The following is a 12208-nucleotide window of genomic DNA, read 5'->3' on the forward strand; positions in this document are numbered from 1 at the left end:
GCGGGGCTTGTATCAAGCAAGGTTTGGGCCTGAGCGCCCAACGCAGGGGAAGACGACGAGAGAGGGGCCGGATGCGCGGGCACCGCGGTGGTGCGCGCTGCGAGCGTGTAGCTTTGGCGCAGCGCGTGCACAGATTTACCGATTCTTTTTACGACTTCGCGTGCATCGCCTATTTCACGGTTTGCACGACTTCGAAGCCTTCGAATTCGGGGTGGCTCAAATAAACCGGACGGTTTTCACCACCCGCATTGCCTGCATTTCGATGCGCCGCGCGAAATGCGTCGGAACGCGTCCAGTCTTCGAAGTGCGCGTGGCTTGCCCAGATGGTGTGGCTCGCGTAGAGCACGTGGTCTTCACGCTGCGGGCCTTTGAGCAGATGAAATTCGATGAAGCCGGGCACTTGCTCCAAGTGCGTGTCGCGTGTGGCCCAGACTTCCTCGAATGCGGCCTCGGAGCCCGGCGCGACCTTGAAGCGATTCATGGCGATATACATTGCGGCGTTCCTCTTCGCGTACGAAAAATCGATCTGCGAGACGGCGGGTGACTATGCCCGCCGCCGCTTCGAGTTCCGATTATAAGAGGCCGCGAAGGCGCTCGCGCCGCGTCGGTCCGTCGGCCTCAGGACACGCGGAACACCTGCACGGTGCCGGCGAGTTTGGTGGATTGCGTATCGAGCGCCTGGGCGGCGGCGGTCACCTGTTCGACGAGCGCCGCGTTTTGCTGCGTGACTTCGTCCATCTGCGTGACGGCGGTGTCGACCTGCTCGATGCCGCTTTGCTGTTGCTCCGAGGCGGAGGCGATCTCGTTCATGATGGCTGTCACGCGTTGCACGGACGTGTGCAACTCGGACATCGTCGCACCCGCGGTGGAAACGAGTTCCGTACCATGCGAAACGGTGGCCACCGAATTCGCAATGAGGTCCTTGATTTCCTTGGCCGCCGCGGCAGAGCGTTGCGCGAGCGAACGCACCTCGCTCGCGACCACGGCGAAGCCGCGGCCTTGCTCGCCCGCGCGCGCCGCCTCGACCGCCGCGTTGAGCGCGAGGATATTGGTCTGAAACGCGATGCCTTCGATGATGGCCGTGATCTCCGAGATCTTGTGCGAGCTGCCTTCGATCTCGCTCATCGTGCTCACCACGTCCTGCACGACATCGCTCCCGCGCGACGCCACGTTGGCCGCCGTTTGCGCGAGCGAGCTGCCCTGGCGGGCGTTGTCGGTGTTCTGCTTCACCGCCGACGTCAGCTCGTTCATGCTCGCGGCCGTCTCCTGGAGCGACGCGGCCTGTTCCTCGGTGCGCGCCGAGAGGTCGATCATGCCTGCCGCGATCTGCCGCGTGGCCACCGAAACCGATTCGCTGCCCGAGCGCACCGCGCCCGTGACCGAGCCCAGTTCCTTGCGGGTCTTTTCGATGTTTTCCAGCAGCAGGCCCATTTCGTCGCGGCGCTGCGCACGCACGGTCTGGCTCAGATTGCCCGAGGAGATTTCATCGAGGCTCTTGAGCGCGTAATTGAGCGGCTCCATGATCGCGCGGCGCAGCATCACCCAGCCAAGGCCCGCGCCGAGCAGGCCGAGCACGACCATGGTGGCGCTGACGCCCGAGAACAGATGGAAATTTGCTTCGGCCTCCTCATAACGCACCTTCGCGTTGTTGTAGAGGTGCTTCTTGACCTCGTTGTTCGCGGCGCTCATGGCGCTGTAGAGGTCGGAGAGCTGCGTCATCGCGATGTTGTCAGCGCTTGCCTTGTCGCCCGATTCGAGCGCCTTCGTGAAGTCCGACACCGCGTTGCGCATGGCGGTGCGGCGCTCGGTGGTCGCCGCGATGAGCGGCAGCTCGTCGCTCTCGTGCGGCATCTGTGTGAACTTCGTCCACCACTCGTCGGAGTTCTTGAAGAAGCCGGCGGCGCGCTGCAGCTGGTCGGGCACCGAGGGCGCGTCGGGGTGCAGCGCCACGCGGTCGAGCACGAGACGCGTGCGCGCGATGTAGATTTCCGCGTTGTCGATGGCCGTGGATTCGGCGAGCTTGTTGCGATAGGTGTCGCGGTTTGCGCTGTTGGCCTTTTCGGTGCTGATGAAGCCGAGAACGCCGGAAACCGTGAGCAGGAGGGCGAGAAGCGCGAACGTGAGGGCGATGCGCGCCCGAATGGTGAGTGTCATGCGTCTGTACCGTATTGACCAAGGGCAACGCACGCGGGGCGGCCGATCTTTGCGGGCTGCCGCCGACGGGCGTCACCTTACATATCGACAGCTTGCCGCCTGGATTTAGGGGTGAGCCCAGAGATTTTTAAGAAACTACAGAATATCTTTGATCAGACCCCGGTAACTACGGCCGGAGCACGGACGTTCGTGTGGCGCGGTGTGAGCAGGGCCAGCACGGCGGCGACGATGAAGAGGGCGGGCACATCGCCGAGCAGGTGGCCGAGATGGCCGGGCGACGCCAGCGACTGGGCCGTCATGATCGCGCCGTGCACAAGGCTCGACCACACCGTGAACCAGATCAGGCTCAAATGCTCGAGCGGACGGCGCGCGGCGCGCATGAGGAACACACCCAGCGTGGCGTAGATGCCGACGATCATCAGCGGGTAGTCAGAGTGGCCCGAGTGCCAGGTCCAGCCGGACGGCCAGAGCACCATCAGCGGGTAGATCGTGAAGGTGGCGATCGCACCGACCGCGTAGAGGGCGATGGAGAGGCTTTTGAGCCGGGTCGAGTCGTCCATGGCGCATCCCGTTGTGTCCGTCTGACAGTATGGGGAATATGCGCGCACGTGGTGCCTCACGCAAGTCCCTCGCGATTAGCGCGCCAGTTCGTGCGTTTTCGCGGCGTGATCGGCGATGTTTGGCGAAACCCTGATCGCGCGCGGCCGCAGGGAACTGAAAGCCATCCGTCAAAATCTTCTTCACAATTAGTAATGTTATAACGTAACATTCGCGTCGAGCTGCAGCCACAACCTCTGTGCGGCGTACGTCCACCTGGGCCCCGGACGTTCGCCGCCCATCAATCCGACGACGCAAACAAGAAAACATCGTGGCGACCATTCCTCTTACGTCCTTGTCCGCGCTGGTGGCGGGGCTGCGCTTCGCGCGCGTCCTGCCGCTCGCTCCCTTGCCGCTCGCGCTTTGCGGTGCGCTTGCTCATGCCCAATCACCGGCTACGAACGATGCCAATGCGGTGCCTGGCGACACACAGCCGGGCGGCGCAACGCTCACGCCGGTGTTCGTCACCGCGAACCCGCTCGGCAGCGCCGACCTCACTGCGCCATCCACCGCGCTCTACGGCGACGCGCTCGTCCTGCGCCGCGCGAACTCGCTCGGCGAAACGCTCAACGGCCTGCCGGGTGTTTCGACGACGACCTACGGCCCCATGGTCGGGCGTCCGATCATTCGCGGTATGGACGGCGACCGCATCCGCCTGCTGCAGAACGGCGTGGCGGCGTTCGACGCCTCGTCGCTCTCGTACGACCACGCCGTGCCGCAGGACCCGCTCTCGATCGAACGCGTCGAGATCGTGCGCGGACCGGCCGCGCTGCTGTACGGCGGCAATGCGATTGGCGGTGTGGTGAACACGATCGACAACCGCATTCCGCGCGAGCCGATCTCGGGCGTAACCGGCGCCGTGGATGCGAGCTACGGCGGCGCGAACGACGCGCGCGCCGGCGCGGCGCAGGTGGAAGGCGGCAACGGCGGCTTCGCCTTCCACGTGGACGCCTTCGCACGCGACACGAGCAACCAGCGCATTCCCGGCTACGCACACTCGGCGCAGCAACGGGCACTGGACGGTCCCGACGCCGAAGAGCCCTACGGCAGCATCCCGAACAGCGACGGCCGCTGGCACGGCGGCGCGGTCGGCTCCTCGTACACCTGGGCCGACGGCTACGCGGGCATCTCGTACAACGGCTTCGACGCGAACTACGGCTCCGTGGCTGAAGACGATGTGCGCCTGCGCATGCATCAGGACCACGTGGCGCTCGCTTCGGAAGTGCGTAACCTGCCGGGGCCGATCAGCCAGCTCAAGTTCGATTTCGGTTATACGGACTACGAACATCGCGAGATCGACAACGGCGAAACGAGCACGACGTTCCGCAATCACGGCTATGAAGCGCGGATCGAGGCGCGCCACGCGAAACTCGGGCCGCTGGAGGGCGCCTTCGGCGTGCAGGTGAGCCAGAACACCTTCTCGGCGCTAGGCGATGAGGCGCTCGTGCCGACCACGCAGACCACCAACGTTGCGCTGTTCGGTCTGGAAGAGTGGAACGTGACGCCCGCGCTCAAGCTGAGTCTGGGCGGGCGCATCGAGCACGTGAAGCTCGATCCGGTGGCGGGCGAAGACGGCACGAAGTTCGCGGGCGTACAAGCACGCGACTTCAACGCGGGCAGCCTTTCTGCGGGCGCGCTCTACAAACTCACGCCGGTATGGTCGGTGGTGGGCAACGTGGCGTACACCGAGCGCGCGCCGACCTTCTACGAGCTGTACGCAAACGGCCCACACGACGCGACCGGTCAGTACTTGATAGGCAACCCGGACGCGCAGAAGGAAAAGGCCGTTTCCACGGATCTTTCGCTGCGCTATGAAAGCGGCCCGAACAAGGCGAGCGCGGGCGTGTTCTACAGCCGCTTTCGCAATTACCTCACGGAGTACAACACCGGGCGCCTCGTGGACGGCGAGGACACGCCGGTGCCCGCCGGCACCGCGGATGCGCTCAACGAAGCCGTTTATCGTGGCGTGCCCGCGGAATTCTATGGTGTGGAACTGGAAGGGCGCTGGCGCGTGCTGGAGCGCGGCGCGCATCGGCTCGATATTGGTCTCGCCGCCGACTACACGCACGCGCGCAACGTGGACACGGGCGCGCCGCTGCCGCGCATTGCGCCGTTGCGCGCGACGCTGAACGCCGATTACGGCTACGGCCCGTTCGGCGCACATGCCGAACTCGTGCACGCATGGGCGCAAAACCGCGTGCCGGAAGACGACTTGCCGACCGCAGGCTACACCACGCTCGCCCTGGCGCTCACCTACAAATTCCATGTAGGCGCAACGAACTGGCTTGCGTACGTGCGCGGCGACAACCTCACGAATCAGGACGTGCGCTATGCAAGTTCCGTAGTGCGCGACATCGCGCCCGAGGGCGGGCGCAGTGTCATGGTCGGATTGCGCACTACGTTCTAGCGCGCGTTCTGGCGTGACCCGCCGCTTACACGGTCGCAGCCGCCGGGCGCGCCGCCGCGCTCGGCGGCTGTCCGGTCTGCTGCCGCGAGCGGCCCGAGCTTAGATAGTCGGCGATCGAATCCTGCGTGATCTCGCCCACGTAGGCGCCCTCGGCATCGAGCACCGGCATCCACGAGGCGCGGAACTGGTACATCTTCGAGAGCACGATGCGCAGGTTGTCGTCGACAGAAACCGTCGCGGGGAAGGGCGTGATGCGATCGCCGCAGACGCCTTCGACCCCGCGCGCGGCGCGGCGCGCCACGAAGCCGAGCGCATGCTGCGCGTCGTCGAGCACGGTGAGGTAGCGCGAATCGCTTTCGTCCATCGCGGCGAACGCATGCGAGAGCGGCGTTTCGGCGCGCGCCGTTTCGGGCTGCGTGGCGGCGTCGCCAGCCTTCACGAGCAGCAGGCGCTTGAGCGTGCTGTCCTGGCCTACGAACTGCGCGACGAAGTCGTCATGCGGGCGCGCGAGCAGCGTATCGGGATGATCGTATTGCACGAGCTTGCCGCGCCGGAAGACCGCGATGCGGTCGCCCAGCTTGATCGCCTCGTCGATATCGTGGCTCACCATGATGACGGTCTTCTTCAGTTGCCGCTGCATCTGGAAGAACTCGTTTTGTATAGCCTCGCGATTGATCGGATCGACCGCGCCGAACGGCTCGTCCATGAGCAGCACGGGCGGGTCGGCAGCGAGCGCGCGAATCACGCCGATACGCTGCTGCTGCCCGCCCGAAAGCTCGCGCGGATAACGCTTCAAATACAGCTTCGGGTCGAGCGCGACCATCGACATCAACTCTGCCGCGCGCTCGGCGCAGCGCTTCTTGTCCCAGCCGAGCAGGCGCGGCACGACCGTGATGTTTTCCTCGATCGTCATGTTCGGAAAGAGGCCGATCTGCTGGATCACATAGCCGATGCGGCGGCGCAGATCCACTTCGTTCAGGCCCGTGGTGTCCTCACCGTTGATGAGCACGCGGCCCGAGGTCGGCGCGATCAGCCGGTTGATCATCTTGAGCGTAGTGGTCTTGCCGCAGCCCGACGGGCCGAGGAACACGCAGATCTCGCCTTCGGCCACCGAAAGGCTCACCGAATCGACGGCGCGCACGGCCTGGCCGTCTTTCTGCGTGAAGGTCTTCGTCAGTTGGTCGAGTTCGATCATGTCTTCTGTACTCCTTTCGGTGTCAATGCGCGCTGCAGCATCTGCAACAACAGGTCGGCGACGATCGCGAGCACGCTCACGAGCACGGCGCCCACGAGCAGCTTCATCATGCTGCTCTGGCCAATGGCGCGAATGATCAGCGTGCCGAGGCCGCCCGCGCCGATCACGGCGGCAATGGTCATCACGCCGATGTTCATCACGACCGCCGTGCGCACGCCCGCAAGAATCACGGGCACGGCCAGCGGCAAATCGACTAGACGCAGCCGCTGCCACGACGTCATGCCGATGCCGGTGCCGGCTTCCTTGATGCCCGCATCCACGTTGCGCAGCGCGAGGTAGGTGTTGCGCATGATGGGCAATAGCGAGTAGAGAAACACCGCCGTAATGGCGGGCACCGCGCCAATGCCCTGTCCGAAGCGCGAGAACACCGGGATCATCAGTCCGAACAGCGCGATGGAGGGCAGCGTGAGGATGATGGTCGCCAGTCCCAGCAGCGGCGCCGCGAGCCAGTCGTGGCGGCTGATGAGCACGCCGAGCGGCACGCCCGCGATGATCGCGCAGCCCACGGCGATGCCCACGAGGTAGAGGTGCTGGAGTGTGAGCTGCAGTAGCTCCGGCCAGCTCGAAGCGAGATAGTCGAATACGTTCATATGACGTGGCCTCCTTCAGGGGAGCGTATGCGTGCGCAGGAACTCCGCCGCGACTTGCTGGGCGGACTTGCCGTCGAGATCCACGGCCTTGTTCATGTCTTGCATCACGTCGTTGTTGAGGGCGGCGGAAAGCGCGTTGAGCTGCGCGGCCAGTTTGGGATTGCGCTCCAGCACTTCCTTGCGAACCACGGGCGTGGCGTTGTACGGCGGGAAGAAGTGCTTGTCGTCTTCGAGCGGCACGATGCCGAAGCCCTTCACGCGGCCATCGGTGGTGTAGACGAGGCCGATCTTCAACTGGTTGTTATGCAGCGCCGTGTAGACGAGGCCAGGGTCCATCTGCTTCATCTGCGAGCGGCGGAAGCTCATGTCGTAGGTGGCGAGCAGGGGCTTGAGACCATCCGGACGATTCGCGAACTCGGCGTCCATGCCGAACACGTAGCGCTTCGCATCGGGGTCCGTCTTCAACCGTTGCGCAAGCTGCGAGACCGTGGTGATGCCCGTTTCCTCGGCGAATTTGCTTGGCAGACCTAATGCATACGTGTCGTTGAGCGGCGAGGCGTTGAGCCAGACGAGACCGCGCGGCGCATCGAGCGCCTTCACGCGCTCGTACATCGCTTCGGGAGAAAGCTTTTCCGTCAGCTTGTCGTAAACGAGCGCCGCCGTGCCCGTGTAGTCCCAGACGAGGTCGAACTGGCCGTTCTCCAGCGCGCTGCGCATGAGCGTGCTGCCAAGGCCGGAGCGCACCTCCACGGTATAGCCGCGCGAACGCAGGTATTGCGCGGTGACTTCGGCGAGCACGTATTGCTCGGTGAAGTTCTTCGCTCCCAGTACGAGCTTGGGCTGCGCGAACGCGGGCGTGGCGGCGGCAACGAGCGCTGTTCCGATCACACAGGCCTGAACGAAGCGGCGCAGGGATTTGAAGGGAGACGCGAACATCATGCGAGCCCTCCGTGACGCGAGAGCCACTGATGGCTGCCGGCGGCGACCACGCCATCCAGCACGAGCGCGAGCGCGGCCGTGAACGCGGCGCCAAGCAGCAGCAAGGGCTGATCGTTCAGATAGATGCCGGGGAAAATGAGCGAACCGAGGCTGTCCGCACCGATCAGATAGGCGAGCGGCGCCGTGCCCACGTTGATGGCGAGCGCGGTGCGCACGCCGCCCACGATGATGGGCAGCGCACCCGGCAATTCCACGCGCGTGAGCGATTGCCAGCCCGTCATGCCGATGCCGCGCGCGGCTTCGCGCAATGCGGCCGGCACGTTCTTCACGCCCTCATATGTATTGCGCGTGATGGGCAGCAGCGACGCGAGAAAGAGCGCGACGATCGCGGGAACGTCGCCGATGCCGAACACGCCGAGCGCAATGGCGAGCACCGCGAGCGAGGGAATCGTGTTGCCCACGTTGAAGATCTGCATGAAGCGTTCGGCCTGGCGCGAGAAGCGCGGCCGGCTCAGCAGCACGCCGGCGGGCACGCCGACCACGATGGCGAGCGCCATCGAATAGCCGACGAGCAGCAGGTGCCGCCCGGTGTAGTAGGCGAGGTCGCCTGCGTGGCTGTGCCACGTATCGGCGCCGATGGCGCGTGAGAGTGCCCACGCAATGACGGCAAGGGCGATCAGGCTGCCCGCGAGCAGGGCAGAGCGTCGAGTCATGAAGGTACGCCTCCTTGTTTTTGTGCCGCGCGGCGCAACGCTGCGCAGCGGGGACGCCCATGAGGATGCTCAAGGCGCCGCGAAGGAAGTTCGTGATCCCGGCATGGCCGCGATTGGAACCGACTAAAACAACGGACAGAAAGCGGACAAAGGAACGGACGAAAGCCAGTCCGCACGCGCACGATGGCTACGTGGCCGCAGTGGTATGAACGCGCTTCTCGCGTTCTTCTGGTTGTCATGTTCAGCTCAACGGCACCGAGCAGATCGACGCGCGCTGGAGCAGGAAACCGCCTGATGGCGGCCTGGATGCGGCGGCTTTGGGCCGCTACGCGAGGGCCGGAGGCCCGCTTGAATGGCGCTTGCGACACAGTGGACCTTTAGTGTGGACCCTGTATCTCAATGCGCACGAGAACGACTTCGTTGTGATCGAAACGAGATGAGTATAGATCATTCGATTAGGTGCGTCTACCTTGGGGAACGATCGCGCGTTGATGGATAAGACGCCTGGTTGCATTCGGTATGTCATTTCGGGAAATTAATCAGTTATCCGGATGAAAATATTTCGGTAGCATTTCCCGTTTTTAAAAGTGACAGAAAGTGACGTACAGGTACGCATTTTCTGCATCGTGACGCTTAGCAAGCGGTGTTCCCGGGATTCGACGATAGCGCTGCGGCAGAATGTTCCGATCTTTGACGAATCTTAAGATTCGTTTAAGAAGCGCCATTTATTTTGAACCGCTTCGCATCATCGATGCTCGCCGATTCAACGAAGCGGCCATCGATCTCACTTCCGAATTCACCTCGAGAAGCGCGGCGCGCGTTCGCGTTTCTCTGCTCTGCAATCCGTCATTCGATTCATGGCATTTCGTGCAATAGCGGCCTCCCCCGGCCTCGCGGGGAAACTCATCGTTGTGTCCGCAATCGGTTTGACGAGCGCCGCGTGGCTCGCACATCGGCACGCGAACATTGCCACCGACGATCCGCTTGCCGACGCGGCGACGGCGACGTCCGCAGCGCCGGCGCAAGATGCGGCATCGCGGGTGGCGGCAAGCGCTGCGCCTGCGAGCGAAAGCGAGCCCGCGTTTCGTGTGGAGACCGCTGTGGTCGAACACAGCTTCTCCGAAGCCGCCCAGCGTCTCGGCGTGGATGCAGCGACGACGGCCAGGCTTGCGCGCGCCTTCTCGGGCCGCCTCGATTTCCGGCGCGATCTGCAGCGTGGCAGCGAAATCCGCTTCGTGTTTCGCAACGACACAAACGATGCGAACGGTGTGAACGAAGCAAAAGATTCAAGCAACGTAAGCAGTGCGAACGCCGGCGCGTCACAAAACACATCGTCCTCCGGCGACACGCCTGTCGCGATCCGCATCTCGAACGGCAACGTCTCGCACGATCTCTTTCTCTACCGGAATCTTGCGGGCAAGGCGTTCTATTATTCCGCCGACGGTCATGCTGCCGCGCCGTCGTTCCTGCGCTATCCCGTGAAGTTCACGCGCGTGTCTTCGCATTTCTCGATGCGACGGCTCGATCCGGTCACGCATCGCGTGCAGCCGCACGAAGGTGTCGATCTCGCGGCGCCCGTTGGCACCCCCGTTCACGCGACCGCGCGCGGCACCGTGAGATTCGCCGGTTGGCAGACGGGCTACGGCAAGGTCGTGAAGCTCGAGAATTTCGGCCCTTACTCCACGACCTTCGCCCATCTTTCGCGCTTTGCGAAGCACTTGAAGGTCGGGCAGACGGTGAGCAAAGGGCAGGTGATCGGATACGTGGGCGCGACGGGTTGGGCGACGGGCCCGCATCTGCACTATGAGGTGCACGTGGATCAGGTCGCGCAGGATCCGCTGACCGTCGACCTGCCGCATCGCGATCCCTTGCAGGGCGAGGACAAGCAGCGCTTCGCGCAGCAGGTCGCGCTCATCGACCCGCTGCTTTAGGCGCGACGTGCGAAAGGCTGCCGCAAGGAAGCGGGCAAAACGGCCTGTGCTGCGCCGCAGCCACGAATTGCCGATTTTCGATAACACGTCGATTAATGACTCAATAGCATGGTTCCACTCAACCGTGGCGGCCAGGGCCGGCCGCCCGGGCCACCCAGAGGGAGAAAACCATGCAAAGCGAGTCGAACGCACGCCCCGCTGCAGTCGGCACGACAGTTGGCAAATCACCGGGCAAGCCGGGCGCGCCGGCGCTCAATCAAACGCTCGGCACGTGGCAGTTATGGGGCATCGCCGTCGGCCTCGTGATATCGGGCGAGTACTTCGGCTGGAGCTACGGCTGGGCCAGCGCCGGCACGCTCGGCTTCGTCGTCACGGCGCTGTTCGTCGCGGCGATGTACACGACGTTTATCTTCAGCTTTACCGAACTCACTACCTCCATTCCGCATGCGGGCGGGCCTTTCGCCTACGCCCGCCGCGCGTTCGGCCCCGCCGGCGGCTATCTGGCGGGTGCGGCCACGCTCGTGGAATTCGTATTCGCGCCGCCCGCCATCGCGCTCGCCATCGGCGCGTACCTGCACGTGCAGTTCCCCGGGCTCGAGCCCAAACACGCGGCCATGGGCGCGTATCTCGTGTTCATGGCGCTCAATATCGTGGGCGTGCAGATCGCCGCGACTTTCGAGCTGATCGTCACGCTGCTCGCCATCTTCGAACTGCTCGTGTTCATGGGCGTGGTGTCGCCGGGTTTCGCATGGACCCACTTCATGAAAGGCGGCTGGTCGGGCAACGATCACTTTTCGCTGGGTTCGTTTCATGGCATGTTCGCCGCGATTCCGTTCGCGATCTGGTTTTTCCTCGCGATCGAAGGCGTCGCCATGGCCGCCGAGGAAGCGAAGAACCCGCGCCGCTCGATTCCCATCGCCTATGTGGCCGGCATTCTCACGCTCGTTGCGCTCGCCGTGGGCGTGATGGTGTTCGCGGGCGGCGCGGGAGACTGGACCAAACTCGCGAATATCAACGACCCGCTGCCGCAAGCCATGAAGTTCATCGTGGGCGAGCACAGCGGCTGGATGCACATGCTCGTCTGGCTCGGGCTGTTCGGTCTCGTGGCCTCGTTTCACGGCATCATCCTCGGCTACTCGCGGCAGATCTTCGCGTTGGCCCGCGAGGGCTATCTGCCCGCGTGGCTCGCGAAAATCCATCCGCGCTTCAAGACGCCGTATCGCGCGATTCTCGCGGGTGGCGTGGTGGGCATCGCCGCGATCTATAGCGACGAGCTGATCCAGTTCGGCGGCCAGACGCTCACGGCCAACATCGTCACGATGTCGGTGTTCGGTGCGATCGTGATGTACATTGTCAGCATGGCGGCGCTCTTCAAGCTGCGCCGTATGCAGCCGGCCATGGACCGGCCGTTTCGCGCGCCGCTGTACCCGTATTTCCCGGCGTTCGCGCTCGTCGCCGCGCTCGTTTGCCTCGGCACGATGGTGTATTTCAATGCGCTGGTGGCGGGGGTGTTCGTGGTGTTTCTCGCGCTCGGCTACGCATATTTCCTCGCCACGCGCACGCAGCGCGAGGGGGTGGTGGCCGCCGAGGGGCTGCTCGAGGAGTGAGCTTTGCAGGAGTCC

The 12208-nt window shown here is 64.2% G+C and carries 11 protein-coding genes; 4 read left to right on the forward strand and 7 right to left on the reverse strand.

What is annotated here, in order from left to right; translation table 11 throughout:
• Positions 1-169: 169 nt before the first annotated feature.
• The 3 genes from hmuQ to E1N52_RS00515 form a co-directional block, all read right to left on the reverse strand.
• Entirely contained in the window at positions 170-493 is a 324-nt protein-coding gene (gene hmuQ / locus E1N52_RS00505) for a heme-degrading protein HmuQ (protein WP_133179195.1), read from the reverse strand.
• A 125-nt stretch (positions 494-618) separates the two neighbouring features.
• Positions 619-2154 carry a methyl-accepting chemotaxis protein gene (locus E1N52_RS45225; RefSeq protein WP_133179197.1) on the reverse strand — a complete coding sequence of 512 codons (1536 nt, stop codon included), beginning with the start codon at positions 2152-2154 and terminating at the stop codon, positions 619-621.
• A gap of 152 nt (positions 2155-2306) precedes the next feature.
• A complete protein-coding gene (locus E1N52_RS00515; RefSeq protein WP_133179199.1) occupies positions 2307-2714 on the reverse strand; it encodes a DUF6632 domain-containing protein in 408 nt (135 codons plus the stop codon).
• A 317-nt stretch (positions 2715-3031) separates the two neighbouring features.
• On the opposite strand from E1N52_RS00515, the gene E1N52_RS00520 reads away from it, so the two are divergent.
• Positions 3032-5158: a TonB-dependent receptor gene (locus E1N52_RS00520; RefSeq protein WP_246088918.1), complete on the forward strand. Its 2127-nt coding sequence runs from the start codon at positions 3032-3034 to the stop codon at positions 5156-5158.
• 25 nt (positions 5159-5183) lie between these two features.
• Here E1N52_RS00520 and E1N52_RS00525 read toward each other — a convergent pair whose 3' ends face one another.
• From E1N52_RS00525 to E1N52_RS00540, 4 genes are read right to left on the reverse strand one after another with little or no spacing between them, the layout of a single operon-like run.
• On the reverse strand, positions 5184-6353 hold the full coding sequence (locus E1N52_RS00525) for an osmoprotectant ABC transporter ATP-binding protein OsmV (protein WP_133179201.1): 1170 nt from the start codon (positions 6351-6353) through the stop codon (positions 5184-5186).
• Positions 6350-7003: an ABC transporter permease gene (locus E1N52_RS00530; RefSeq protein ID WP_069265903.1), complete on the reverse strand. Its 654-nt coding sequence runs from the start codon at positions 7001-7003 to the stop codon at positions 6350-6352. Before E1N52_RS00530 ends, E1N52_RS00525 begins: the two co-directional genes overlap by 4 nt.
• Positions 7004-7018: 15 nt before the next feature.
• Positions 7019-7939: a glycine betaine ABC transporter substrate-binding protein gene (locus E1N52_RS00535; RefSeq protein WP_133179767.1), complete on the reverse strand. Its 921-nt coding sequence runs from the start codon at positions 7937-7939 to the stop codon at positions 7019-7021.
• Positions 7939-8655: an ABC transporter permease gene (locus E1N52_RS00540; protein WP_133179203.1), complete on the reverse strand. Its 717-nt coding sequence runs from the start codon at positions 8653-8655 to the stop codon at positions 7939-7941. Before E1N52_RS00540 ends, E1N52_RS00535 begins: the two co-directional genes overlap by 1 nt.
• On the opposite strand from E1N52_RS00540, the gene E1N52_RS45230 reads away from it, so the two are divergent.
• From E1N52_RS45230 to eat, 3 genes are all read left to right on the forward strand, one after another.
• On the forward strand, positions 8654-8782 hold the full coding sequence (locus E1N52_RS45230) for a hypothetical protein (protein WP_281282590.1): 129 nt from the start codon (positions 8654-8656) through the stop codon (positions 8780-8782). The genes E1N52_RS00540 and E1N52_RS45230 overlap by 2 nt on opposite strands.
• A gap of 784 nt (positions 8783-9566) precedes the next feature.
• Complete coding sequence (locus tag E1N52_RS00545) at positions 9567-10586, forward strand: peptidoglycan DD-metalloendopeptidase family protein (RefSeq protein WP_246088899.1); 1020 nt, start codon at positions 9567-9569, stop codon at positions 10584-10586.
• Between the two features lie 170 nt (positions 10587-10756).
• Positions 10757-12193: an ethanolamine permease gene (gene eat / locus E1N52_RS00550; protein ID WP_133179206.1), complete on the forward strand. Its 1437-nt coding sequence runs from the start codon at positions 10757-10759 to the stop codon at positions 12191-12193.
• The last annotated feature ends 15 nt before the right edge of the window (positions 12194-12208 follow it).

Origin of the sequence: Paraburkholderia guartelaensis (assembly GCF_004353905.1) — a bacterium.
Classification (GTDB): Bacteria; Pseudomonadota; Gammaproteobacteria; order Burkholderiales; family Burkholderiaceae; genus Paraburkholderia; species Paraburkholderia guartelaensis.